This window comes from Pandoraea anapnoica (assembly GCF_902459765.1).
Lineage (GTDB): Bacteria > Pseudomonadota > Gammaproteobacteria > Burkholderiales > Burkholderiaceae > Pandoraea > Pandoraea anapnoica.
The window spans coordinates 211,226-237,913 of record NZ_CABPSP010000013.1 but is presented as its reverse complement, the minus strand read 5'-3'; the positions used below and the strand labels follow the sequence as shown (position 1 = coordinate 237,913).

The window sequence follows — 26,688 nt, the reverse complement described above, 5'->3', positions numbered from 1 at the left end:
GATTATGTCGCAGCTTCTCGTCGTCGTCAACAGTTTTTTTCGCTTTCTTCGTTCGCCGCCTTAGCGACTCACCTGCTCGAAAACCACTAACCACCGGGCTTTCCAGCCCGTCGCCCCAACCGCTTCGCTGCTTTCGCTGCGCCGCTGTCGTTGCGAGAGACGGAATATTAATGACGTTCGACAGCGAGCGCAAGCCCTTTGTGAAATTATTTTTAAGATCGCAAGAATCTTGCGTGTCCACGCCATCCGCCGCCCAAACGAAGGGTGCCCAGCAAGCCCGTTGCACGGGCCTGCTGGGCACCCTTCGAGGACCGTCCGCTCTCCCTATATATAGAGCGGTCGGTCCTTCTCCATGTCAGGAACGATCAACGCATCAGGTTCTTCCGTTCCGTCGGGGTCAGCGCCTGTAACTGGGACTCGGACAGATTCATCTGGCCAACCACCTGCACAGGCGACGCCGGATCGTAGCGGAACATCTTGCCAGCATCCGCACGCGGCTTACCTGTGCTGTCGGTTTGCGCCCCTGCGTCCAACATGCGCACGCTAAAGATGGACGACTGATTCTGCCTCGATGCCGCCCGATCACGAGCCATCGCCTCCTGAGCGGCCGACGCCGCTTGCGCCGCTGTCGCGCTCGCATTCGTCAGCGCACCGACATTGACCGCAGCGACCGTCGGGATACCCACCGACTTGCCCTGCACCTGAATGTTCTCGGCATTCATCACACGCAATGCCGCAACGTTCACGTTACCCGACACCCGAATCCCGGCTTCGCCCGCGTCGACCGTTCCCAACGGTGCAATCAGATCAATGTCGCCCGGCGGCACCTCGGGGATCGGTGCCAGCGTCGCAATGCCGGCTCCCGTGTTCGGCGTCGTCGGTGAAAGCGAAACAATACCGAGCCCGTCATACACCCGGCGTTGCGGCGTATAGACGACGGTGGACTTCGAGCCGCGACCGGCGTTGATATCGCCTTGCGCCGACCACGCAAGAATGTGCCCACCGAACGTCGTGAAGATACGGCTCTGTCCCAGCAGAATGCTATCGAGCGAATACAGATCGACGTTGCCCCTGCCCTGCGTCAGAATCCCCGACCCTTCTTCCGGTACAAAGCCGCCATCCACACCGACGAGTGTCCGCCCGCCCGGTGTGAGAACGCTCACGCCGCCACCGAAGTCGGTGTGGATCCCGGCATCCTGCACTTCGTAGTGCGGCACGCCCGTCGCCGGACTGCCTCGCGCGGCCCACTGCGCCTGCGTCAAATACTTCACCCCCGCCTGCGGGCGCGTCGTGGACACACGATTCATGTTCTGGAGGAAATACGCCGCACTACTGTACATCGTCAGATCGCCGTCGTACTGCCGTGCCGCGCCCGTCGCGTCGGTCGTCGGGAACAAGGTCGCAATGGCTTCTCGACCGCGCAGATAGCTGCCCTCTCGCGGACCGCTCGCGTCGTTGTACTCCCGGCCGGACGCACGCAGTTCGGCGAAATAGACGTCACGCAGATAGGCACGCTGTTGCTCCGGCGCAAGCGCGTCGAAGAACTGACGCGCATCCATCGACGCCGCATCGAAACGAATGCTCTGACCGTAGCGCACCGATGCATCGCCAAAACGTCGGGTCAGCCAGTTCACGAGATACAGATTGCTTTGCTGCGCGTATTCGTTTCGCAGATCGCGCTTGGCAACAGCCACGGCATTACCCGCCGCTTTGCTCGCAGCGTCGAGCTCGGCCTGTTTGTTGACGAGATAGGCCTCGGCACCGCTCGCATCGCCGACATAACCAAACTCCTGTTTCAGCCAGCCGCTTAACGTCATCTCACCGCCATACACCACGACCGCCTTACCCGGCTGATCGGCGAACGGACGTGCCGCTTCGGCCAGATTCGCCGGATCCAGATAACGGGAAGCGAACGCCCGGAAGTCGATGCCGTCGAGCCCCTTCGGACCGACGCCCGCTGCCACGGCGATCCCGGCACCGTTGCTCCGGTCGCCCGACGTGACGTTGGTCAGCGCCCCGAGGCTGCGCAGCTCGGCCTTGTCGCCCATGAGAATGTCGCGTCCAGCCGTCACCTCGAGCAAGCCCGGACCGGCCACGTAGAACGAGCTATACCGGATATCGCGCCCAGCCGAGACGACGGAAATATCGTCCGGTGAGTTCTGCACGATCAGGTTGCCCCGTGTCGTTGCACTGGTTCTCGGTTGTGGCCTGCCCGGATTGTTCACCGGATCCTGGAAGTCCGGAATGGTGTACCAGCCGGCGAAATTGCCGTTGGTCGACAGGAACGTTCCGAGCGGTGTGCCCGAGTTGACGATGTCTCTGCCCGCCCGGATGGCGACCGCACCGTTGCCCTCGTACCAGTTCGCCTCCGTCCCCGGTTGCGGCAAGACGGTGCCGCGATAGTTGATGCCACCGGTTTGAAGTCCCACGATGTCGCCGGTCAGCGCGTAGAAGCGTGCGGGCGAGATGCCGCTGAAGTCGTACCCCGAGACGGTCGCCGGTGTCAGGCTGAACATCGGGAAACGATCAAGCGAATCCTGGCTGAAGGGGAGCAGCATGAACCCCGGTGCCAGCGCATCTTGCCGGACGTTGGTCAGGAACTTACGACCGAACCAGGTGGCGAGCACCCCGCCCGCGAACGCCGGATTCTGCGCGGTGGGCAACGCTGTCGGATCCGCCGCCGAGCGGCTGATCGCGTAGCCGGAGCTGTACAACGACTTGCCTGCGATCATCTCCAGCGCGCCGCCGTCGGCAGCGACTTTGAACAGGGAACTGACCGGCTCCGGTGCCAGCAATACCGGTGTGTCGCCACGGGACGGGAGCGAATCTTCGCCAATAATGCCCGTCGCCGAGTAACCGTTGAAGATGCTCCCGCTGGCCGCCACCGCACGCAATGTGGCGGGCAACACGAAGCGCCCATCGGTGGCCGAATAGTTCATCCCGAGACGGCTGCGATCCCCCAACGCCGTAATCGGCACCAGATTGCCGCCCGCGCTGAACAGGTCGATGGCCGTCGAGGGCGTCCAGAGCGTGAACCAACTGATGCCCTCGCCGGAGTACGCGGTGCCGTTCACGGAGAACGGGGTCCCGTTGTTTCGTTGCTGCGTGCGCGTGGCATCGCCGTAACCGCCGATCACCAGATCGCCACGCGTGTCGATACGTGCCGTCGAGTCGCCCAGCACGAGCGACGGTCCACCTGTGCCGATACCGCGCTGCGCGACGTAAGGGTCGCGTGCGCGCGACTCGCTCACGTCGGTGCCGCCAAAGATGGCGTCGAACCCACCCAGCGCCCCGGCTTCAACGCGTGTCGCGCCACGCAGGTTGGTGAACGCTCCGTTCAGTGCGAGATTGCCGATACCCCATGTGGACAGATCGGTAATCGGGCTATTGGCCGGCGCGACGGCGCGAACCTCGCGCACCGGATTCAGGCCACCGCCGATGCGCACGTCCAGATCGCCCCCACCGGTGAGCAGGATCTGCGAGCCATCGGTCGAGACACGGCCGGTACTGGCCACAGAGACGTTCAGCCCCTCGCTTCGTGCCAGCGCACGTGGGCCTTCGGTATTGCCCGGTCCCATCCGCGATTCGAGCATTCCCGCGTTGCCGCCCGCCTCAAGCACGACGTTGCCACCGCCGAGCGTTCCAAGCCCGGTGAAGCCTTGCAGGAACGGTGCCGTCTCGAACTCTGCGGAACCGCTCTGCTTGCCCGCCGTGTAGGTTCCGAAGTTCACCCACCATGCGGTCGGCACACCGCCAGTCGGAATCACGGAACCTGAGCCTTGTCGCCACAACCAGCTACCGACGTTGCCCGAATCGGTGACCTGACGCGGGTCGCCGAACCCCGTCGCATTCGGGCGTCGGTAGCTATCGGACGTGCCGATCGTATCGCCACGAATGTCGCCCTGCGCGCGCACGAAGAGATTGCCGCCGTGCTCCGGATACCAGGCCGAATACAGGCTCTGCGCATTGCCGTCGACGAACTTTTCGAACTCGCCGCCGTCCGGTCCCAGCACCGCCGCGTTTTTCACCTTGGACCGGGCCAGGTTATAAGCGGCCGCCACATCTCGCGATTGCGTGCCTGCCGTATAAACGCCGTACGGCGAGTTCATCGTGAAGTTTCCGCCCGCGAGCATATCGAGATCCCCCGTGCCGGTGCGCACCACACTGAAGATCGGCTCGCGCGCCGGGCTGGCTTTCATTTCGAATTGCGCAGGAATTCCCGGTGTGACGATCTGAATCATGTCGCCCATGTCGTTCCAGAAGCCCACATCGGCGTCGGAATTGATGCCGTAGTCCGCGAGCTCCTGCGCAGTGATCGGATCCCCCGGGTTCGTACCGAAGAACCACGCCGCGTCACTCCCCCAGCGATACACACCGGGCCTACCCGTGCCCGGGATCTGCACCGATTTCTCCCCCATCCCGTAATGCGTGTCCGAAAGCACCAGATGGCCGTTCGCGGCGGACGGACGCAGTGCACGCGGATCGGCGGCCGCAAGGTCAGCACCGGCGACCAGTCGCATCGACCACGACGCCGATCCGGGCTGCAGCATCGGCGCGAGCGCAAGCAGTTGTCCCTGAATACCGTCGGCATCGGCAGGACGCACGTTGACGAACGTCGCGCCGTTCGGCAGCTTGACGGTCGTTTCTGCCGGGATGATCGCGCCCTTCTTCATCGCCAGATCGCTGGCCAGCACGAAGGTCGTGGGCAGCACCTTGCCTGCGGGCCAGATCATCGCGGCGACCGACGCGCCGCCGGGCAGCAGCACGCCAGCGTCCAGCTTCATGTCGCGCGTGAGCGTCACGCTCGACGTGAGTACCGAACCCGCCGCGTACACCACGTTGCCGGACGCATCGCGCACCGCACCACCCAGTACCGTGCCTGCGGGGAAGGTCAGATCGGCCGTCAACGTCGCCTGCCCCGGCAAACGTGTGCCGCCCGGGAGCGTGGTGGCTTCGATCGAGATGTCGTAATTGAGTTGTCGCTCCGCCGGGAACGTCGTCCCTGCTGCGAGGGTGACCAGACCGCCCACGGGAACCACGGCGTCGCCGCCCCAGCCAGCCTTGCCGCTGGTGAGCACCCAGCCCTTGTTGTCCGAGGACGTCGTGGTCAGCTTGCTCGTGTCGAAGCCGTCATTCACGCTGCCGAACACTTCGAGGTTGCCGCCCGCACGAATGGTCAGCGCCCCGGCTTCGCCGCTGCCATACACACCGGTCTTCTGCGTGTTCGGATTCAGACTCGCGTAGCGATAGCGAGACATGTCGATGTCGCCATCGATGTGCAGGTCGCCCTCAGGCGTGGCGCTCACGATCTCGACGCCCGGTCGCAGATGGAAAGCGTCGGTATAACGACGCAGGCCAGCAAGTCGCGTGAGCAATGCGCCGTTAGCCAGCGCATTGGACATGAACGTCTCGTTCTGTCCGTGCAGCGTGTCGAGATAATCCTGATCGATGATCTGATACGGCCGTCCGTCGACCGAAACGTCGGCGCCCGGACGCGCATTGGCATCGCGCTGCATGCCGTTGACGGTAATCGAGCGCGCACCGTCGATCACGACGTTGCCGCCCGCATCGATGGCGATGTCGTTGCCCGTCGCATTACCCGCCCCATTCGACCCAAGGCGTTTGGCGCTGATCTCTACAGTGCCGACATTGAGCGGCGTGCCGTTTGTCCCGGCGCGCACGTCGATACGCGCGCCATCGGCCAGCACAACCCGCCCGTCGCCGCCATTGATTTCGACAACGGCACGGTTCGACGCCTCGATAGGCTGACCGTAGCTGTCCAGTCGAAGCGTAGTGCTGTGTGCATCAAGCGTTGCATTGCCGCCGACGTTGACACCATCACGCGCCGACAACCGGATGCTCCCCACCTGCTTACCGCTCGCATCTACCCGCCCGACGATATCGAGTCGTCCGCCGTCGACCGACAGCGTAATTTCGCGCGCCTTGAGTTCGTCGCCGACGACGAGATCGCCCTGCTTGATCTGGAAGCTGCGGCTGCCGAACACGCCCCCTTCGCTAAGACGTGAGTTCAATGCGGTGAAGCCATCGATGCGCTGCGCCCGCACATCGATGCCGCCCGCGCTGAACGGGACCAGCGTGCCGCCTGCGTCGTACATGCCTGTCGCGCTGCCGAGTAACTTGCCTGCGAGCGAGACGTCCCCGCCCGTCGCGCCCACTGCCGTCACGGACAACTTGCCTGCACGGTTCTCTACGGCAGACAGATCGATGACCGACCCACCGGCCTGACGCACACTACCTTGCTCGCTGGACAGCAACACGTCGCCGCCCCAGCTGTATTTGGTCGCATCGAAGAACTGGAGCTTGCGCCCTGCGAGATCGAGTTGCGCGCTGTCGCCGAGGGTAATGTCACCTGCTGCGTCCACCCGCAGGCGACCGCTCGGCAGCACAATGTTCGTATCGACGTGTACCGCGCCACCGGACTTCAGCCCGACTTCCGCCCCGAGGGCGCCGACCAGCTGGTCGTTGCCAACCACAGGCTTCGCCCGTGCGCTTGCATTGGCGACCGTGATGTTGCCGCCCGCATCGAAGCGATTGACCGAGCCCGCCGCACCCGTGAGTACCGGCGTATCGATGACGATATCGCCGCCACTGTAGTCATAGGCGTGCGTCTGGTCGTTCCAGCCGTCTTGCGACCGATACACGGACAGGTTGCCCTTCTGGTTGGCCGTGACACGTTCGCTCGCCTTGAGCTCGACCGTCGAGAACCCGACCGCGAGACGATTCATGGTGTTGTTGACGTCGGGCTGCGTGGCGGGCCCAAAACCGAACTCGATCTCACGCGCCTCGATCGCAAGCCGACCGCTGCCGGTTCCCGCGCCACCGGCAACCACACTGCTCGCCGGGGCCTTCGAGCCGGTCCAGACCAGTCGATCCGTGCGAATACGCGCCAGCGCATCGCTCGATCCGTAGCCGAAGATCGCGGGAGTGCCGAGCACGAGCGTGTCGATGGTCGACTTGCCAGTGGTCGCGTCGATGGTGGACAGTTCGACGGAATCGTAGAAATTGATCGAATCGCGGGCGATGAGCGACAGGCTCTGCAACGCCGGTGCGCCGTACGTCGTGTCGCCGCGCAGCAGGCGAGAAAGCACAGTTTGATTGAGGGTCAGCCCCTCGGCGAGTCGCCCGTTGGCCGCCAGCGCATCGAGCGAAGCCTGCTCGCCCACGTTCACCCGCCCGACGGAAAGCGACAGTTGACGCGTGCCATAGCGCACGGCGTCCGTGATCGTGAAGCGCTTATCCGTTGCTACCGCGATGGAACCCTCGGACAGCAACAACGATTCGCCGGAGCACGCTGCGCCCGCCGTGCAGACGCCCAGATCGATGTAGCCCGAACCGAACGAGTCGGTGGCGGCCGTCGGGGTCGGTGCGAGCATGGCAATGCGGCCGTTGGACACGGCCAGCACGCCCGCCTTACCCGGTGCGTAGGTATAACCGTTCGACGCATCCCACATCTGCATGCCATAGCCGAGCGTGTTGATGCCGCTGCCCTGCTCGATGGTGATACCGCGCGTCGGCGCTTGCGTGACGATGAACACCTCGCCAGCCCGCAAGACAGCACCGCCGCGCAGCACCACGTCGTACACGCTGCCGCGACCGATGAGATCGAACGATGCAGTGGCGGCCTCCAAAGGGCCTCCCGTGCCCTTGAGCACTTCGGGCAACGCGCCGATCGCCAGTCGCGCCGCACCGATTGCGTTCAGGTCCTTGGCATAGAGTGACACGAGTCCGTTATTGCCCACCGTAGGCGTGGCATTCGGGCCGAGAATTTCGAAGCTACCGCCAGACGGCGAGCCGACGAGGACGCTGGCGCCGTAACCGTCCTTGCCGCGCGTGACGTCGGCGCGACCTTCGAAGCGCAGTGACGGAAGTCCATCGATTGCGCCTATGTAGGTGCGCGGCAGGAAATAGAAGTCGAGACGCTTTGCATCCGCCTCGATCAGCGAGCGGGGGACGCCATCGCGGGCAGACGCGGCCCGCGCGAAATCGGCGTAGCTCATCTCGTTGTACTGCGAGTACTTACGCAGGGTGTCTGCGGACGTGAGCACGGCCCGCGTAGGCGTGGCGCTGCGAATCCCGGTGTCGTTCACGCTCAACTGTGCGGAGAGCGCGAGCGAACCGTTGCGCATTGCGAGCGGTGCGAGACCGGCCGGTGCAGTCGTCCCCGGTTGCAACTCCACGCGATACGCGCCGGGCAGCAGTGCGAACGTCGATGGCAGCAGCGTGTAGGTTCCGGCAGGCAGTCCCGGCACACCATTTCCGATGGTGATCTGCTGACCGATGAGCGGTGCGCCCGCACCGTTGTCGCCAACGATAGGCGCATAGACCGACTGTGCGCCGGGAACGATGGCGTAGACCGGATTGGACGACAGGGACGGCAGCGTGAAGCTGGCCTTGTTGCCGGTCTGCACCACCTGCATGAGCGGCGAGAGTCGCGCATCGATCGAGCCGCCACGTCCGCTAAGGAATGCCGCCCCGCGAATCTCGCCACCGCCCGACAAATCGATGACCGCGCCATCGTCCACGCCCACCGAGTGCGCGTACACAGCAATCGATGGCCCTGCACCTGCCAGCGCATATTTCGCATCGACACCGGCATTGAGATAGCTCAGGCCGTCGAGCGAGCCGCCAAAGGGCATCGTCAGCCCTGCGGCACTCACCGACGTGACACTGCCCGGTAGCAGACGCAGCAAACCGATGTTCTGGGGATTGCTGGAGGTGCCAAACGTGATGGAACCCATCGGGGCGCGTAACACCCCGCCCTGCAAGATATTCGGCGCGGCGAGCGTCAGATTGCCGAAGAGCGAATAAGGTTGTGCAGGCAGCGCGTTGCCCACGCGCTCGATGGTCAACTTGCGCTCGGGGTCGAATCGCGTTTCGATCGTCTGCCACTGCTCGTTCACATAGGTGCGCTGCCCCACGACGATGGTCGCGGTGGCTTCCGAGACAGGATAGATCTGGGCGGCGGCAAGCGTCAGATCGCCCGGAACGTAGAACGTCGTCTTGTCGAGAAGCCGCAGGTCGCCACGGCTGCGCAGCGCGACATCGCCAAATGCGAGTCGCCGGACTTCGATCGGTGCAGTGTTCGTCTCGATGGTCCCTGCCGTGCCGAATTGCATCGGACCGGACAGATCGATAATCGATGCATCGACCTCGAACTTTGCATTGCGGTCCTGCGCCGGAAGTCCGAGCGCACCACCCCCCTTCCCCTGATTCTTCGAGCCCACGACCGCATTGGGCATGATCTCGTTTTCACCCTGCGTGCGCGTGGCCCCAGCCAATTGCACATACGGCGCGGCAATCTTCACCACGCTCCCGGGGGCCGCGTTCGCTGCCAGACCGAAGGAATTCGCCGTCAACCGCACGCTTTGTCCCAGCGACAGGTCGACGCTACCGTCGAAGTCGATCATGCCGTTGGCCAGCAGCGCGAGATTGTCGAAGCCACCAGCCTTGACGCGATCTACCCCGATAAGCGCAGTTCCCATCGCGAGCCCGCCGCCGACCGCGCCCGCGCTCAGCGTGTCCGACAGCGTGCTCGGACCCTGCGTTTGCGCAACGACCATCTCGTGCGCGACGCGAACCGCGTCTTCCACGGCGGCATCCTTGAACGTGAGACGGTCGACAGGTCCGTAGGCAAGCGTCTCAAGCACCAGATTCAGCGTCCCGCCCGCAGCGCCCGCGCCCCCCGACGCGGCGATCATTTCACCGTCGAGATACAGGCCCCGTGCCGAGGCCAGCGAAATCACGCCGCCGTTGCTCGTCACATGCGTGCGGCCCTGGCCCGGTACGTCGACGTCCGCCGACGCGCCCGACGCATCGAGCCTCGCACCGGGGCGAACGATGACGTAAGCGTCTGCGGCGTCGACCTTGGTCGCCCCCGGTGTGTACTTTGCGCCGATCTGGATCGTGCCGCCAGCGGCCACTCGGCCGTTGTATGCACCGGATGCGTCCTGCGCCACGAACGGTCTGGCTGCCACGTCGATCACGGAATGACCGCCGAGCCAGATCGAGCGCGCCGTAAATGCACCGTCGGGACGATCGACGTCACTGCCCGTGCCGAAGGCACCGCGCAACAGGCTGACCGTCCCCGAGGCCGCGTACAACCCACCGAGCAGGGTGATCTGATCGTTGCCCGTGAGCGCGATGCTGCGCCCCGGATCGACGTCGATGCGCGCACCTTCGCCCACGACCAGCGGCGAGCGCTTGTAGACCGTCCCTGCGTTGAGCGCGAGATCGGCACCGCCGCGTTGCGTGACAGTGCCCTTCGCCGCATCGCTCTGCCAGACCGGCGGGAGATACGTGCGCAATACGCGAGACGGATCGCTGCCGCTCGCGGCGTCCTGCGCGGCCTGCTTGTCCGCGTACAACACCGGCATCACGACGTTCAGACGCGCATTGTCGGCCACAGACACGCCAAGCTGGCCCGTGACGTCATAGCGCGAGAAACCGGTGGAGAACAGATCTGCACTCAAGACCGTAGGCGATGCCACCCGCACCGTCTCCGTCACGGTCAGCCCGACGGGGACGACATCCCCCTTGGTCAGCGTCACGTCGAACGGCAGCGGCGTGCCTGCCTTGGCGACAACGTTGTACGGCACGACAGGGATGCCCGCCGGGAAGACGTTACCCGGAAGCATATAGTCCGGCGCGACGGTGCCGAATGTGCGCACGATAACGGTGCCCGCAGGCACGACCTGCCCCGAACTGTAGGCGCGGCCACTCGGTGCGTAAGCAAAAAAGGTGCCCGACGCCCCCGCAGGCACGGTCCAGTCGGCGGCGAGCGTTACCGGCGCGTCGGCGGTGATAGCCGGTGCGGTGGTGAGTGTCTGCCCCGGCATCACGCGTGAAATCGTCTGCTTGTAGTCGACCGGCGCGACGGTGCCCGCCTTGATTGTGTAGTCCTCCAGCAGCATGACGTTAAACGGTACGGACTCGCCGGGGGCAAGCCACCCCGCGGTCTGAAGCCCCGGCCCGCCGATGACCACGCCGTTGCCCGTGTCGAGCTTGAGCGTACCGCCGCCGTTCACGCCATAGGCGCGCAACGTGCCATCGACGTGCAACTCGCCATACCGCTTGCCGTTCAGGTCGTACTGGCTGGCCAGCAGCGAGACGCTGCCGCCCTTGCCACCACGCACAGTGCCGTTCGACAACAACGCCGCGCCCGACGACACATCGACGACACTCCCCGGCAGCAACCTTACGTCGCCCGAACTGGAGAGCAGCACACTGCCGCCGTTGACATACGGCAGGCCATGAATGCCCGCTTCGCCATCGTCCGCCCGGCTCCACAGGCCCCGTGCATCGAGGGTCGCACCGCCTGCTACCGTGACGTACTGCTCACCGCCGACGACAGCAGTGTCGGCAACCGGCATGTCGGTCCAGACACCGTTGCTGGTGATCGTGAGCATCTGATTCAGGATGTTACCCGCAGCAATCGCACCGCCGCGCGCTGTCACGTTAGCGTTGAGTTCCACGCGCGTGGCATGCAGACCGACATCGCCACCATCGGCAACACGAAGGTCGCCGCCCAGCGTCAGTCGTTCGGTCGCCATCAGCTTCACGGCACCGAAGTTCTGACGATTGATCCAATTGGCGTCGAGCGAGATCCTGCCCGCGCGCTTCGGATCGATCGCCGCATCGAGTGCGATGTCCGCCGCTAACGCCTGCACGGACCCCACGTCGATGGTGCGAACGAGGGCCGACGGGCTGTCGCGCAAGGCGAGTGCCACGTCGTCGTAGTACGGCGTGAGCTTGCCGACGATCAGTTGCCCGCCACGCGGTGCAGCGAGTTGCGATTGCAGATAGCCGTCGTACAGTCCCCGGTCAGCGGCCTGCGTCTGACGTGGTCCCTGATAGACCGTCGTGTCCACATCGCCTTCGAGTACCGCCGATACCCCGGCGATGATCAGACGCCCCGCGTCGCGGCCGACCGTGTACCCGTTCTCCAGCCGCTGCCCTGGCGCAATGAACGGGGTCTCGAACGCTTCGGTCGTACCCTTACCCCAGCGCGCATGCGTGACCTCAAAGCCGCGATACACCCCCAGATAGCGCAAATCGCCCGGCGCATTGTCCGCGCGATAGAGTTGCCCGTCTTCGCCGCGCAGCCAGCTCTGACGGATCATCCCCGTCTGCACGTCGAGCGTGCCGCCCGCCAGATTGATCAGCGAACCGGCGCGCGTCACGACCTCTGCGCCGCCCAGTTGCACCGTACCGCCCTGCGCCGCCCATTCGCCGATGCCGTGTTGCGCCGTGTTGAGATAGCCGCTGACTTCGAGCAGACCGCCCGCCGTGTACCAGCGGTCGGTCGTGAAGCCTTGCGTGCCTGCCGGCACGCGCACCAGATAGCGACGGTCGATGAAGAGCGTCTGGTTGTTGAGCAGAGCGGAATCGCGGTTGGTCGGCGCATCGCGTTGCTCGTTGCCCTGCACGCTGATTTCGAGGTTGTTCGACGCCATCGCCACCTGCACGCCGACCGCGCCCGACACGTCGAGCTTGGCGCGCTCCATCGCGAGCATGCGACGCGTCGCTGCCACGTTGATCTGCCCGCCGGTCGCCAGCGTTAGCGTATCGCTGTCGAGCAGAACGTCGCCCGACGAGACGATCTGCACCAGTGACTGATCGCGACGGTTGTACAGACCCGATTCCGCGACCTTCGCCGTGTCGGCAAGCAACGTGGAGCGCTGCACGTCGAGCGCAGTATCGCCGGACGTATCGAGCACGATGGCATTCAGTGCGCCCGGTGCTACACGCACCAGCGCGTTCGTGTCACCGACCGCCGTCAGGTGAATCGTGCCGCGCGTGTTGACGGACGTCGTGGTGACCAGCACGCCGCTTTGCTCGACCTGTCGCCCCACCAGCGAGATATCGCCCAGCGGGGCCTGAATCAAACCGCCGTTGCTGACGCGTCCGGCCGTCGATCCCGCGAGCAAACGCGGGTCGACTTCGTTGCCTCGCGTGCTGGAGTTCGGATTGCCGTCCGTGCCCATGCCGCGACGGATGACGAACGCGTCGCCGCCTGCGATCACCGTCTGGCCCGAGGGCGTAACGATCGTGCCCCGGTTATGCGCTTCGCGCCCGAGCAGCAGCACATAGCCGCCGCCCTCGGTCACCGATTGCGGCTTGCGCGTGTTGATGCGCGCACCGGCATCGACCACCACATTGGCCGTCGCTCCGGTGTGCGAGAAGCCCGAACCGGTCACGTTCAGGTCGTTGGCGAACGTCGGCACCGTCGCACCGGCGAGTGCCGTGCCGTAGATGCCGCGATTGAACTGGTCGTTCGTCATGCCGACGGCGGCCGCGACGAGATTGCGCGTATCGACCTGCGCAGTGCCCGTGAACTGAATGCCGTTGCGGTTGACGATCACGACCGTGCCATCCGCCTTGATCTGCCCCTGAATCTGGCTCGGGCGCGCGCTCGGATCGTTCACGCGGTTAAGCACCGCCCAGCCCGGTTGCTGCGCGAACTCGACCGTCGTGCGACGCCCGACGTTGAACGTCTCCCAGTTCAGAATGGCCTTCTCGCCCGTCTGCTCGATCTTGACGTTGGTGTTGCCTGCGGCGTCGCGCGATTGCGCGATGTCCTTCTTTGCATTGATCCAGCCCGCAGTGAGGCTGTTTGTGTCGACCTTCAGGCCGCCTTCGGTGAGACCGTCGGGAATCGTTTCCGGAGACGCAGCGGCTGCCTGACGCGCCGCCGTCTGCGCGGCCTGCATCGCGGCAATGCCTTGCGCAGCCGTGGCGAGATTCGCGATGGAGTTCTGCAACGCCTGATTGGCGCGTTGCTGCTGCTCACCCGGGTTTTGCAGCGACGAGACGGGCATGCCGTTCGGCAGACGTCCCGTTTGCGCCGCCGTGGTCTGCGCAGCGCCGCGCGCGGCGAACCACGCACTGCTGAACGCCTGTTGCGCGTGGGCTGCGCCGATCATGGCGCTGCTCGCGGCGAACACCGCGACAGCCTGCGCGAGCGGGCGGATGCGCAGCACGCGCAGTGGCAAGGAGGGCACGGAGGGCGAAGAAGAAGCTACGCGCTTACGCATGATGGTTTCAATCCCGTCTGTCATCTGGTGCGGCTGTGGGGCGGTGTCTCGCGACAACGCCAGCGAACAGCCTCTGGCAGGTTTTCGTCCAAACGTTCCATGCATAGGAATGCGAAAGGAACACTTGACGCTCTCGGGACTAAGACCCTTCGACGCAGGCCAATCGGCAAGGATTTATTTGAATCTTTCGTGACATGACCGAACCGTCACGGCGAACGCCCGGCGCCGGGCGTTCGAAGACTGTGGCGACTGAGGGGATCCAAGCCCATCAACCGAGCAACACGATGCCACCGGGCAGCGTGCGTGCCGACAGACTCAGCGAGTGCTCGATCTGACCGAGTGCCACATCGAGCGAGCGGATCGCAAAGCGCCCGGTCACCGGACGCGCGGCGATCTTGTCGTTCACGAGTACGACTTTCCCCGGACGGTAACGGTTGATCTCGTCGATCACATCCCCCAGCGGCACCTCGGCAAAGCGCAGATAGCCGTCGCGCCATTCAGGCATGGCGTTGGCGTCGACATTGACCAGCGATTGCAGGCTGCGCGCGTCGTACACGAGTTGCTGACGGGCACGCAGCGTGACGCGTCCGGCCGTATGGACAACATCCGCCGCGCCTTCGATACAGGTAACGCAGACCTTGTCGGCCACGTTGCGCACTTCGACACGTGCGTGATGCGCGATCGTGCGTCCCGCGCCCGCCACGATTTCGAACGGGCGCGACGCCAGCGTGGTGTCTACTGCGGCTTCGCCGCTCAGCAAGTCTATGCCCGGCGTACCGGACGCTGCGCCGCCGGTACGAAGTGCCACGCTCGTACGCGTATTCATTTCGACGCAGACATCGCCCGCCAGCGCGACGGTGCGCTGCTCACCGGTCCCGGTGCTGTAGTCGGCGTGAATCGATGCAGCACTGGGCAGCAGCCCGAGTGGCGCGCCGATGACGACCACGCCGGCGGCCGTTGCGAATGCGCCTGCTGTACCTGCCAGGATCCAGCGGCGACGCGGATCGAAACCACGTCCGGTATCCCGCTCGGTCTTCGTTTTGGTCTTTGCTTTGCGCGACGGGGCCGGACATGCGGCAACCACCGCCTCAGCCGCTGCCGATTGCTGCGCCGCCTGCGTCAGTTGCTTCCACTGACGCTGTGCGTTTGCCAGCGCCTGCGCGTGCTTCGGATCGCGCCGCGCCCACTCGCGCAGCGCGTCGCCGTCGGCGTGCGTCATCTCGCCGGATGCCATACGTCGCACCCAACTCATCGCCTGCCGTTCGGTGGCATCGAGACGCCGCTTGTGCGGCAACGGGGTATCGGGTCGGGACATCATGGCGTCACCTCTCGCATGAGACGGAAGGTCTCCTTTGCTGAGACGGTTTTGCCGCGCGCCATCGGCAATCCCCGGTTCATTCGGACCTCGGCATATGCGCCATGCAGTACTCATGCGCACGCTTGAGTTCAAGACCGACGAGACGTGGCGACACGCCGAAGCGGCGCGCCACGTCTTCGTTCGACATTTCATGGACGCGCACCGCGATGAAGATCGCGCGGCGGCGCGGTGGCAGATCGGCCAACAGACGTTCGAGCGTCGCGATGTCGTCGCGCGCTTCGATGGTCTGCGCAGGCCCCGGCGTCGGATCGACGAATTCGGTCATGAGCGCGTCGATTTCGTCGTCGCTCATGTAACGGCGCTCGCGCTGCACGCGGTCGAACGCCATGTTCATGGCGATGCGCATGAGATAGGCGCCTGGACTCTTCACGTCGCTCTGCCGGTCGGCACGGTCGTCGAGATGCACCCACGTGTCATGCAGGGCATCGCTCGCCAGCTCGGCCGAGCCCAGCCGCCAGGTCAGTTTGCGTTTGAGATCTTCGTAACGCTGCGCGAGCAGGTCACGCAGGAAGGCGCGCGGTGTGTCGACCATCTAGTGCTCCGTCATCGCCTGACACGGCGACTGCACACACGCGACATGACCGGTGCGGCACACCGTAGGCAACAGCAGCATGACGAACGGGCGCGTCGTATCCGCAGGCACGCGGCCGACGTCAAGCCCCTGCAACCGTTGCACGATGGCGGTGTCCCGGCGCGCATCCCCGGTGGTATCGAGCAGACGTACCCGGCTGACCCGCGCATTCGCGCCGACCTGGACCGTCATTGCCAGTCGATAGTCGCCGGGCGAGAGCGACGGCTGCGCGCACAGTGCGCGCAGCACAACGTTCTGCAACGTTGCGTCGTAGCTCCCAGCAACGTTCGCCTCTCCACGCGGCAAATCTTGTGAGACAGGGGTATTCACCGGCGCCAGCACGAACGCGTTCTCCGCCGTCAGTTCCGCCGTCACATCGGTGCCGGAGAGCATCTCGACAAGCGCCTCGTGCGCGGAGTGGATACCGGACACGGCATGCGAACGACGGCCTTCCACCAGCGACGACGGGTAAAAGACAGACATGCGCGTGAGCGCGTCGAAGCGGGCGAGCGCGTCCTTCAAGGGGAGCTCCGGGATATCGAACGACTGCGTCTCATGCGCATCCGTGCGGGCAATGGCGGCCGGACCGAACAGCAGACACGCGAGCCACCCAAGCGCCAGTACGCCAGCCAGCCAACTCACCCCGGCGGGCGATTTCCGCATCCCCGTTGATCCACTAATGATTTGTAAGAATTCCTGACAATTCTCGTGTCCGATTGTGACGTTGCTTTGACAATGCGCAGGATCGCCTTCTAAAAGAAAAAAACCCGTAACGCGCCCACGGGGTAGTAAGCGCGCTACGGGCCAACCAGTCGTCTGCTGGACGTGATACTGCCGCGCGGGGAGGTCCCCAGGCTCGAGAGGAAAACGCGCTTGATGCGCCGCGCGGCGACGCTTCAGTTGAGCGTCATCGGTGCCTGCGACTCTGCGGCATCGACACCGGCGAGGGCGTCGCCCGGCGTAGCAAGGTCGTCACGCGGCGCGGCGGTCTGACCGGCCGCCTGCTGCGTGAAGTTGCGCAGATGCAGGAAAAACTGTCCCATCATTTCGACCCACAGACGCATCGAGAAGCGCAGGAATTCCGACGTGACGCCGCCCGCGACGAACACGTCCATCTCCAGCACGAGGAATTCGCCGTGCGCGGCCACGCGCGCAAAGCGACGTGATCGATGCCATTCGTTGATGAGTCCTTCAGGCAGATCGCCGCCCTGAATGCGCAGCGGGCAGCTCAGCGTCAGGTCGAGATACTGATCGACGCCAGCCTGATTACCCCAGTGCACCTGATAGCCAATGCCGTGACTGGCGCTATGCAGACGCGTCACCAGATCGTCTTGCTGAACCGAGACGGCGCAACCGGCGGCACGAATCGCGTCGGCCACCTGTGCGGACGTCATGAAGGTGATGACATCCAGGGGTGACGACTCGCTTGACGTCACCGGCGCGGCCGCTTGTGCTGCGTCGTGGTTGTCTTGTTGCATCGTGTTCTCTTCGTTCATGCCAGTGGTCCTCAACGTCCGTTTTTGATATCTGATACTGCGTTCTGATTACGCTTTGCAAAAGCGTGACGTGGCTCGCTACGCTTGCCCCGTCGCGCCGTCTTACTTCGAGGTCTGTGCCGCCGGTGCTGCCGGGTCAGCCTGAGCCGACGGGGCGGGCTGTGCTGCCTGCTCCGCTTGCGGTGCCGGTTTGGCCGACGCCGCAGCCATCGCTTGCTGCTCGTCGAACTTGCCCTCGTAGAGCTTGTCGCCGTACTGCTGCGCGATCTGCTCGTATTTCACGCGCGCCTGTGCGGCGAACGGCTGACGTGCCGCCACGATTGTCGCCACATCCATCGTCTCGTAGGCCGTCAGGATTTCCTGACCGACGGCATACAGACGATCGTTCTTCTCTTGCGCGAGCTTGAGCGCGGCGCGTTGTGCGGCCGTCTCCTCGGCAAGCTGCTTGCGCTGCGCATCGGCCTGACGCGCGAGCTTGAGCAGTTCGTCGTACGCATTGCGATACTGCGAGATCTGTGTGTTGGCCTTATCGGCAATCGTCTTCACTTCCGACTGCGAAGCACGGGCGTCCTGCGCCAGGCGCTCACGAGACTGACGCTCCGCCGCCAACTGCTGCTGCGCATCGTCGAGTTGCTTGCGCAGCGCTTCGGGCGAGTCCTTGCTGGCCTTGCCCGCAGTACCGGCGGTAGCACCACCGGCCTTGAGCGCTGCCAGCTCGTTCTTCGCCTGCTGAAGCTGATCCGTCGTCGTGCGCAGTTGCGTGCGCAGACGCTCTTCCATCGTCGGCGCGCCCTGCGGCGTCTGCGCCAGCGCGGCCGAGCTCACGGCGAGCAGCATCGCCGCTGCCGTGACCTTGGCGCCCGAGGTCAGACGCGACACCGTGCGCGGGGGCTGTTGGCTCATGACACCTCCTTAGAATCGCGCGTTGACTTCGATTTGCAGCGTGTCGATCGACAACGGCTGACCGTAGACTTCCTTCGTCGACAACCAGCGGCCCGTGATCCAGGCGTTCTTGTCGAATGCGTACGAGCCGCCCAGGTAGTAACCCTTCGCGTTCGTACCACCGCCGTGGAACGTCGAATCGTTGTAAGCATCGGGTACAGCATCCGGCTCGATACGCTTGTAGCCGAACAGCACGTTCCAGTCGCCGCGCGCAGCCATGACCGGTTTGCCGAAGGTGGCCTGGAACATGTACGCGTTCGGACCGCTCTTGAAGTTCGCGCGCGTGGCCGTGCCCGCCGCGAAGTTGTTCACGATGCCGCCGTTCGCGCGCGCCCACATCTCGCCCTCGTTGTAGGCCAGGTTGCGGATGTAGTTCACGTCAAAGCGCAGCGGGTAGCGGCCAGCGAGCACCGTATCCCAGCGCGCAGACAGATCGAGCAGTTGGAACTTCGAGGCGTAACCGACGTACTGCGGCTGCGCGGTGTTGGCCGGATCGAGCGGGTTGAGCGCGATGTTACGCAGCAGCATGAGCGTGTTGCCCTTCTGCATGAACGCCGGGCGCGACCAGTCCGAATCGCAGCTCGTCTGACCCGCGTACAGGGCACACGGCGACGACAGTTGCCCCGTAATGTTGCGGAAGTCGAAGTAGCCGACCGTGCCGCGGAAGCTGTTCTTCGAATCGAGCTTCCAGTTCGCGCCGAACTGCGTGCCGAGCATCCACTTCGTCTGGCTCGACATCTTGCTCTGGCTGTTCGACGGCGAGTTGTCGCCCGAGTATTCCAGCGGGATGAAGCCCAGCGAGCCGAACAGTTCGACGTTCGGGTTCGTCGGCAGCGCCTTGTTGAACTGTGCGGCGATGCCGTCGATGTTCAGGTCGCTCGAGAACAGCATGTCGCTCGTGACGTACGGAGGCGCAAAGCGACCGCCCGTCACCTTCATCCACGTGAACGGTTGATACGACATCCACATCTGGTCGAGCCAGACACTCTTCTTGTTCAGACCGCCGCCCAGCGTGCTGTTGGTCGAGACCGGACTGTCGTCGTTGCTGCTCGCCAGACGCACACCGGCCTTCACCTGCTCGGACACGTCGGCGAAGATGCCGAAGCGTGCGCGCGCACGGAACTGGTTGGTACGGTTCTGCGTGGTGTTGAGCAGCGGCGGGAGCGCGAGGTTGGTGTTCGAGTTGACGTCGAAGCCGTTGCCCTTGTTGATCTGCGCCCAGTCGATCTGCGTGTTCGTGTTGCTGCTGGAATAGAAGCGCGATTCGTTACGCAGACGGAAATCGCCTTCGATGTGAATGCGCTTGGTCCACTCCGGCGTTTCGTTCGGGGCAGCCCAGCCTTCGGTCTTGGCTTGCGCCATGACTTCGTTCTTCACCTCGTCGCGAATCTGGTCGCGCGTGGTCTGGGAGATGTACGGGATGCGCACGTCGCCCGGCTCGGCGGCAAAGCCAGCACCGGCTGCGGCACCGGCCACGGCAGCGCCCGCCGGGGCTGCTGCGGCTTGCTTCTGCGCCGCTTGCGACGCCGCATACGCTTCGGTCTCGGCCTGCGCGAGCAGCGCTTCGCCGGTGGCCTTGTCGATCGCGCCGCTCTTGATCAGGCCGCGAATGAGCTTGACCATCGCGGTCTCTTGCGGTGCGGCCTGCGCTTGCGCCTGCGCGGGTCCGGCGGTGCCCAGCAGCGCGAGCGCCAGTGCGACAGCGCCCGCCGTGCCGGCGGCGCGACGGGGTGCCCCTCGGCGCGCGCCCCCGTCAGTCATACGTTCCAGTGCTTTCATTTTGTGTGTGACTTTTGCGTAAAAAGGATGGTCTGCTTCAGCCCGGTCGGCCGCTTGGCCCGTGTGGCATGTGATGTCGGTCATGGGCGACGTCCCCGAATGCTCATGGCCAGCGGAAAGCGCAGCGACGCGGGCGGCTTCTCTTCCGCACGGAAGTCGCGCAGCATGGCGAGCACCGCTTCGTCGATGGTCGAACTACCCGTGCCGCGCACCAGTTGCACACGCGTCGCGCGGCCGTCGGCGTCGAGCCAGAGATCGATGCGAACGTCGTCGAACGCGAGCGTGCGGGTGCGTTGATCGCGACCGAACGCCTGTTGCAACGAACTGGCGAGCCAGGCGCTGTACGAGCGGCTGCCCAGACCACCGCCACCGCCGGTCATGCCGCCGCCGCTGCCCGCGCCAATGCCGAAGGCATCGGTACCGGCCTGCGCGTCGCCATTGATCGTCACGGCGTCGCCCAGATCCTTGGTCGGGCTAGGCGGTGTGTCGTCCTTGGGCGGCTCGACCGGGTCGGCGGGCTTGGGCTCTACGACCTCCGGCTTGACCTTCTCCGGCGTCGGCTCAGGCGGTTTCTCCTGAGGCGGCGGCGGAGGGGGCGGCGGGGGCAGCATGAGCATCGGCGGGCTGTTGACCTCGCGGCGCATGCTGGCCTTGTCGGTGAGCAGGTGCCAGAAGAGCGCTGCCAGACCGATGACCACGACGGCACCGACGATCAGTCCGCCACGACGCCGCAGGAGCGCGAGCGCCGGGCGGGAAGCCGTCGACTTAACCGGGAGGCGAGACGCGAAATCGCGAGGTTTCACGCTGCGCTCCTTACTGCGGCTTGCCGGTCACGAGGCCGACCTGATTGAGATCGATGCGACGCAACAGGTCGAGCACTTCCACGACCTTGGCGTACTGCACCTGCGCGTCGCCGCGCACGATCACCGGGAAGTCGGGCGTGACTGCCTTTTCCGTGCGCAAGCGATCCTCAAGCTCGTTAAGCGTCACCGGATAGGCGTCGAGAAACACCTGCCCCGAGTTGTCGACCGTGATGGCCTTGGTCTTCGGCTTCTCCAGCGCCACCGAAGAGCTCGCCTTCGGCAGATCGACCTTGATGCCGGGAATGCTGGCGTTACTCGTGAGAATGAAGATCACCAGCACCACCAGCAGCACGTCGACGAACGGCGTGATGTTGATGCCACCCGCGCGCTTCTTCGCGGCGAATCGCGTTGCGTTTGCCATGATTCGTCCCCGTCACGCGCGCTGCAGCACGGGCTGACGGCGGCCTTCGCCCTGCTCTTCCGCGAGGCGCGTCGTGAACTCGTCGACGAACACCGCCATGTCGGCCGCCAGAGCGTCCGAGCGCGAGACCAGCCAGTTGTAGCCAAACAGTGCGGGGATAGCGACGCCGAGACCGGCCGCCGTACACAGCAGTGCTGCGGCCATGCCCGGGGCCACCGAGTTGATGTCCACCGCGCCCGCCATGGCCGCCACGACGAACACCAGCATGATCCCGATCACGGTACCGAACAGACCCACGTACGGCGCGCCTTCGATCGACGTCGAGAGCCAGTTCATGCGCTTGCTCATCGTTTCGACTTCACGCACCATCAGGCCGTCCATCGACGCGCGAATGGCGCTGATGGTCGCGTCGGAGACAGCGCTCGTGTCGTAGCCGAGTTCGTGGCGACGGTGCAGTTCGTCGAGCGCGACTTCGTACAGGCGCCACAGCGGCGATTGTTCGCGCACGTCGTCAGGCACGCGGTTGGTGCGCGCGATCTGATCGAGCGGCGCGCCCGACGCCTGGCGAAAGTGCTCCATGAACACGGTATTGGCGCGCGCCTTCGCGCTGTAGCTGCGGCTCTTCGTGATCATGATGACCCACGACACCAGCGCCATCAGGCCGAGTACGACCACGACCACCCAGGCGTCGACCGGCATGGCCGCGAGAATGAACGCGAAGTGACTCTTGCCCGCTTGCTGTTCGTCCGGACCGAAGGCGATCAGGCGCGATTCGGCGCCTTGCGAGACGGCATCCGTCTGAATCAGTGCAGTAGGACGTGCCACCTTCGACAGACGCACTTCGTCCACCGCGCCGGAGAAGCGGCCCAGACCACCCGTCACGCCATCGGCGTCGCCACCGATGATCGTCGGCGAATTCAGTGCCGGGAGTGCTGCGGCGACCGAACCGGCCGCATGACCCGCGACGTACAGCGTGACCGTCTTGCCGTCGCTCGTTACCGCGAGGTGCGACCACTGACCGGCCTGAATCGGCTGGCCCGGCTGGCTGCGCTGACCACCGACCTGCACGAACGGCACGCCCTGATCGACACCCACGAGCAAATCGCTGCCGCCATCGCGACGCGTATAAATCCCTTCATTCGCACCGAGCTTCTCCGGACGCACCCATGCCGAGAACGTGAAGTTACTGCCAGCGGCGATGGACAGCGACGGCGAAGCAGGCAGCACGAGCGGTGAAGCGCCCGCCTGAATGCCGCGACCGATGATCGCGCCGTCGAGCGTGACGACCGGATTCTGGCTGTTGTTGCCGTAAGCGGTCGTGTCGCGGGCAGGCACGTTCGGCTCGCCGAAGTGATAGACCGCCGTGTAATCCGGATCGAATACGCGCTGACCGTTACCGGCCGCCGGGGCCTTGCGGTTGCCGTAGTACATCCAGATCTGCTGCTTGTTGGCAGCCGTCACGGCCGGCACGTCGACCCACACGAGGGCGATGCCGAGCACCGGATCGAATTGCTCGATCTGGTGGTTGAGCACGGTCTTGTCGTCGGCGGCGACAAAGCGCAGATCCGCGCCGGTCTCGTTCACGCCTTCGAAACTGAAGTTACCTGTATGCAGCCGCAGCAGCATCGGCACACGGCCCGCGTCGCCCGTGATGTTGCCGCCTTGCGGGCCGGCGTCGATGGTGATCGGCTTGCGGTACGCCCAATCCGGTTGCCACCAGGCGTGCGCGAGCACCGGCATCAGCGTGCCGATCAGCGCAAGCAGGAATGGAAGAATGCGTCGCATGGCTGTAGTTCTCCGTGTATACCGCCTGACGCATCGAGTGAGCGCACCAGGCATCAGGTCGTAAATGTTGTTTGGTTGAGTTCGTTGATCAGTAAGTCGCCGTCACGCTGAAGTTGAAGCGCGGTTGGTAGCGTTCGGTACGCGGGCCGTTCGTCAGCGGCCAGGCGGCATCGAAGCGCCCCGTCACATGCGACGTAAGGCGCAGCGACGTGCCCACACCGAGCGACGCGAGCGAGTACGTCGAGGTCTGCTCCGGCAGCGCATCGCGCAAGCCCAGACGCGCTCCGTCGAAGAACGCATACGCGCGCCAGTTCGAGACGACCGGGCCGAGCAACGGAATCGGCGGCGTGCGCCATTCGATCGAGCCGACCACGCCGTAATCGCCCGTGGCTTCCGCCGAGAGATAACCGCGCACCGAGTTCATGCCACCCCCGGCAATCTGTTCGTTCGAGACCAGCGGTGAGTCAGTCATCTGCGTGGCTACGCGCGCGGCCAACTGCCATCCGCCGCCAACCGTGTACGTGCCGTTCGCATCGGCGCGCAGCACCGTGAAGCTCGGCGACGCCTTGTAGCGCTTCGCGTCGAACTGCGCCGGGCTGCTGCCGTAGCCGAGGAAGCTCGACATGCCAGTCGTGATGGACGTGTTCAGACCGGCTTGAAAGCTCTCGTTCTGATAGAAGCCGCTGTAGCTGATGGTGATCGGGGCGTACTTGAGCGGAACCACGTCGCCGGCCTTACCGAAGCGCGTGGTTTCCGTGTTGTCCTTGAAGTCCACGCCCAGGCTGAAGGCGTGATACCAGCTGCCCGTGTCCGGCACCGTGTACGTGGTCTTCACGCCGACGGCGTGACCCTTGCCGAGTACCGTGGTGCCACCGGTCGTGGCAACGTTGCTGTCCGACTGATAGCCGTTGAGTTCGAGCGACCAGGGCGACGAGCCCAGCGGGGCGACATACGAACCCGACCAGACCTTGCTCTGCTTGAAGTCCTGCGGCGCACCGAAGAAGCTCATCGAGACGCGATGGCCCAGTTGCCACAGGTTGTCGTAGCCGAGCGAGGCGAGCATGCGCAGCGGCTTCGTGTCGGCGCTGCGGTCGTTGTTCAGGCTGAGGCTGGCGCGCCACGGGTTGGTGTCTTCCACCTTGAGGTCGACGTCCATCGTGCCGGGCACTGCACCCTGCTTCACCAGCGGCACGACCTGCTGCTCGCCGGTGCGGTTCAGCGCCGTGAGCTCCGCCTGCGCGGCGTTGAAGTCAGGCACCTTGCCTTCGGCCAGCGACGGCACGCGCTCGCGCACTTCGCGCGGCGAGTGGTATTCCGAGCCGACTACGCGCAGACGTCCCAGCTTGGTCTCGCTCACCTTCAGATAGACGATGCCGCCCGTGACCTGCTGCTCAGGCAGGTCGACGTACACCGACTGATAGCCCCTGGCCTGATACGCGGCGAGCAATGCGTCGCGCGCGGCTTCGATGTCGGCCAGCGTGCGGTTAGGCCCCAGATAAGGCGTGACAGCCTTCTCGATGGTGCGGATGTCGAGCACGGTGTTACCGCGCACGATGTACTCGTTGATGTTCACTTGCTTGTGCGCGTCGGCGGTTTTCTCCTTCGCGCTATCGACCGCAGGTACGCCTGTCTGCGGCACTACCGCAGGCGATGGGTCCGGTTGTGCTGCTTCGGTTTGCTGAGCAATCGCAACGCCATGAACAGTTCCCCCCAACGTGACTGCGCACACTGCCGCCCAGCGCAGCCACGGCCGGTTCGTTTTCATCAAACGCATATAGAAGACTCTGACTTGTTAGGTCGACGCGGCCCTGCCCGATGCAGTGCCCCCGGTGGCCTGGCGCTTACCCAAGACGCATTCCTGACGCCTCAGGGTTCGCCCGGCCGCACGCAATCCGTGTCGACATTTCTCTCGAATACGGATACCTAGACGGGTGAGCCGATGGGCAACTAACGTTTGTCACGAGAAATTCATCTTTCTCTAAAAACGCGCAGGCTGACGTATGCTTGCCCCGTGCTTGTTCGGTCGGAGTCCTGACGGATGACTATTGTTTTTGACGGGGAGACGTGCGATGACGAGGCAGCGCAGCAGCACAGACGTTGGGGGTCAGATGAAAAATCGAATGGGCAAACTCGCCGTGACGATCACAGCAACGGTGTTGCTGAACGCGGTGTCGCAGCTCGCCGCAGCGGCCGATGACGCCCCGCGCGTGGGCAGCGCGGCACCGGCATCTCGGGCAGGCTGCGTAGACGTCGAGGTGAACGGTCAACGTTCGCCGTCCTATGACTGTCTGACGAATCAGTTGCAGCCGGCGTCGGCGCCGGGTTCGGGCCGCGCGCCGGGACTGGAATCGGAAGATATCGCCAACAAACCTGGTAATCAGATCGGCGGACAGTTCAACTGGAGCGCAACGTCTCAACGAATGGGAAACAGCTTCGGTAACTCGGCCACGCCGCAGCGCCCGCCAGCACCGCCGCCGTCTGCGCCCATCGTGACGCCCGGCCGCTGAGGCACTGCGCAAACGAAAAAAATGCGCCCCCCGTGTGGGTGGCGCATTGTCAGTGAGTGTCGGTTGATCTCAGGCCAGCTCTCGCCTATTGCGTCCGATCCCGCCGTGATACAGCGCGGGCGACGTCATGCCGAGCTTGTGTGCCATGATCACGAGATCGGCAAACGAGCGCGCTTCCATCTTGCGCATCGCATTCCCGCGATGGATCTTGACGGTGACTTCGCTGATGCCGAGTTCGTCGGCAATGTGCTTGTTCATCCGCCCTGCCGCCACGAGCGCCATGACTTCGCGCTCCCTTTGCGAGAGCCGCTGTGCACGCTCGATCACGTCGGTACTCGCCCGCTCGCGTCCGAGACGTTGCCGGTCGAGCGCAAGCGCCGCGCCCACCGCGCTGAGTAGCACGCCCTCCGGCATCGGCTGGGTCAGGTAATCGACCGCGCCCGCTTTCAAGCCACGTACGCTGGTCGTCACATCGGCCCGGTCGGTGATGAGCACAACGGGAATCGGGTCTTGCAAATCGGTGAGGGTGTCCTGAAGCACGAGGCCGCCGCCGGGCGTGTCGAGATCGGCGTCCAGTACAACGCACGCCGGTCCGGCACTGCGCTCACTGGCAAGAAATGCGGCCGCGCCGGTAAAGCCGCGCGCCCGCAGGCCAGCGTCGATCAGTTGTGCACAAAGCGTGTCGTTCTCCGCCGGGTCGTGGGCCACGACGTAGACGGTCGCGATGTCGCTGTCCGGAAGCGCGTCCATGCAGGGGCGATGTATTGATTTAGTGAGCCTGAGTATACGTCAGTCATGTGACGTTCAAAACCATAAAAAAGCACGAACGTGCTGGCATTTTTGCGGTTTGACGGTTGGCCGTCGATGGCAGGGGACCGCCCGGCGCGGGTTTGGGCGCTAATACGAAAAGACGATAGTGAGGCGACAGGAGTCGGCATACGCTCATGGACCG

14 protein-coding genes are annotated in these 26,688 nt (G+C 64.7%); 1 reads left to right on the top strand and 13 read right to left on the bottom strand.

Going from position 1 to position 26,688, the window contains the following annotated elements; translation table 11 throughout:
• The 12 genes from PAN31117_RS27350 to PAN31117_RS20710 form a co-directional block, all read right to left on the bottom strand.
• Window positions 1–241, bottom strand: a 241-nt coding sequence (locus PAN31117_RS27350) for a hypothetical protein (RefSeq protein WP_217429678.1), incomplete at its 3' end; no start/stop codon positions are given.
• A 124-nt stretch (window positions 242–365) separates the two neighbouring features.
• Window positions 366–14,054: a filamentous hemagglutinin family protein gene (locus tag PAN31117_RS20760; protein ID WP_174991051.1), complete on the bottom strand. Its 13,689-nt coding sequence runs from the start codon at window positions 14,052–14,054 to the stop codon at window positions 366–368.
• 268 nt (window positions 14,055–14,322) lie between these two features.
• The gene (locus tag PAN31117_RS20755; RefSeq protein WP_174991050.1) at window positions 14,323–15,372 is read right to left on the bottom strand and encodes a FecR family protein; all 1,050 of its coding nucleotides are present in this window, start codon (window positions 15,370–15,372) and stop codon (window positions 14,323–14,325) included.
• Between the two features lie 76 nt (window positions 15,373–15,448).
• On the bottom strand, window positions 15,449–15,964 hold the full coding sequence (locus tag PAN31117_RS20750) for an RNA polymerase sigma factor (protein ID WP_150666688.1): 516 nt from the start codon (window positions 15,962–15,964) through the stop codon (window positions 15,449–15,451).
• A complete protein-coding gene (locus tag PAN31117_RS20745) occupies window positions 15,965–16,666 on the bottom strand; it encodes an STN domain-containing protein (protein ID WP_150739849.1) in 702 nt (233 codons plus the stop codon). It lies immediately after the preceding gene.
• A gap of 233 nt (window positions 16,667–16,899) precedes the next feature.
• A complete protein-coding gene (locus PAN31117_RS20740; RefSeq protein WP_150739848.1) occupies window positions 16,900–17,499 on the bottom strand; it encodes a YbjN domain-containing protein in 600 nt (199 codons plus the stop codon).
• A gap of 102 nt (window positions 17,500–17,601) precedes the next feature.
• Window positions 17,602–18,402 (bottom strand): hypothetical protein, encoded by an 801-nt coding sequence (locus PAN31117_RS20735; RefSeq protein ID WP_150739847.1) that lies wholly within the window; start codon window positions 18,400–18,402, stop codon window positions 17,602–17,604.
• 9 nt (window positions 18,403–18,411) lie between these two features.
• On the bottom strand, window positions 18,412–20,202 hold the full coding sequence (locus tag PAN31117_RS20730; protein ID WP_150739846.1) for a putative porin: 1,791 nt from the start codon (window positions 20,200–20,202) through the stop codon (window positions 18,412–18,414).
• Window positions 20,203–20,300: 98 nt separating this feature from the next.
• On the bottom strand, window positions 20,301–21,023 hold the full coding sequence (locus tag PAN31117_RS20725) for an energy transducer TonB family protein (RefSeq protein ID WP_150739845.1): 723 nt from the start codon (window positions 21,021–21,023) through the stop codon (window positions 20,301–20,303).
• A gap of 10 nt (window positions 21,024–21,033) precedes the next feature.
• A complete protein-coding gene (locus PAN31117_RS20720) occupies window positions 21,034–21,444 on the bottom strand; it encodes an ExbD/TolR family protein (RefSeq protein ID WP_039396424.1) in 411 nt (136 codons plus the stop codon).
• A gap of 12 nt (window positions 21,445–21,456) precedes the next feature.
• On the bottom strand, window positions 21,457–23,229 hold the full coding sequence (locus PAN31117_RS20715; RefSeq protein ID WP_150739844.1) for a DUF2341 domain-containing protein: 1,773 nt from the start codon (window positions 23,227–23,229) through the stop codon (window positions 21,457–21,459).
• 88 nt (window positions 23,230–23,317) lie between these two features.
• Entirely contained in the window at window positions 23,318–25,003 is a 1,686-nt protein-coding gene (locus PAN31117_RS20710; RefSeq protein WP_246189193.1) for a ShlB/FhaC/HecB family hemolysin secretion/activation protein, read from the bottom strand.
• 346 nt (window positions 25,004–25,349) lie between these two features.
• Here PAN31117_RS20710 and PAN31117_RS20705 point away from each other — a divergent pair, with 346 nt between their 5' ends.
• Window positions 25,350–25,736: a hypothetical protein gene (locus PAN31117_RS20705; RefSeq protein WP_150739843.1), complete on the top strand. Its 387-nt coding sequence runs from the start codon at window positions 25,350–25,352 to the stop codon at window positions 25,734–25,736.
• Window positions 25,737–25,805: 69 nt separating this feature from the next.
• Here the strand turns inward: PAN31117_RS20705 and PAN31117_RS20700 are convergent, their stop codons facing one another.
• Complete coding sequence (locus tag PAN31117_RS20700) at window positions 25,806–26,486, bottom strand: response regulator transcription factor (RefSeq protein ID WP_150739842.1); 681 nt, start codon at window positions 26,484–26,486, stop codon at window positions 25,806–25,808.
• Window positions 26,487–26,688: the final 202 nt, after the last annotated feature.

Bases quoted from the DNA above. Each gene is read 5' to 3' on its own strand.
- PAN31117_RS20710 (WP_246189193.1), bottom strand. From the start codon at position 25,003: ATGCGTTTGATGAAAACGAACCGGCCGTGGCTGCGCTGGGCGGCAGTG.
- PAN31117_RS20735 (WP_150739847.1), bottom strand. From the start codon at position 18,402: ATGAGCCAACAGCCCCCGCGCACGGTGTCGCGTCTGACCTCGGGCGCC.
- PAN31117_RS20760 (WP_174991051.1), bottom strand. From the start codon at position 14,054: ATGCGTAAGCGCGTAGCTTCTTCTTCGCCCTCCGTGCCCTCCTTGCCA.
- PAN31117_RS20715 (WP_150739844.1), bottom strand. From the start codon at position 23,229: ATGCGACGCATTCTTCCATTCCTGCTTGCGCTGATCGGCACGCTGATG.
- PAN31117_RS20720 (WP_039396424.1), bottom strand. From the start codon at position 21,444: ATGGCAAACGCAACGCGATTCGCCGCGAAGAAGCGCGCGGGTGGCATC.
- PAN31117_RS20755 (WP_174991050.1), bottom strand. From the start codon at position 15,372: ATGATGTCCCGACCCGATACCCCGTTGCCGCACAAGCGGCGTCTCGAT.
- PAN31117_RS20700 (WP_150739842.1), bottom strand. From the start codon at position 26,486: ATGGACGCGCTTCCGGACAGCGACATCGCGACCGTCTACGTCGTGGCC.
- PAN31117_RS20745 (WP_150739849.1), bottom strand. From the start codon at position 16,666: ATGCGGAAATCGCCCGCCGGGGTGAGTTGGCTGGCTGGCGTACTGGCG.
- PAN31117_RS20750 (WP_150666688.1), bottom strand. From the start codon at position 15,964: ATGGTCGACACACCGCGCGCCTTCCTGCGTGACCTGCTCGCGCAGCGT.
- PAN31117_RS20740 (WP_150739848.1), bottom strand. From the start codon at position 17,499: ATGAACGAAGAGAACACGATGCAACAAGACAACCACGACGCAGCACAA.
- PAN31117_RS20705 (WP_150739843.1), top strand. From the start codon at position 25,350: ATGGGCAAACTCGCCGTGACGATCACAGCAACGGTGTTGCTGAACGCG.
- PAN31117_RS20730 (WP_150739846.1), bottom strand. From the start codon at position 20,202: ATGACTGACGGGGGCGCGCGCCGAGGGGCACCCCGTCGCGCCGCCGGC.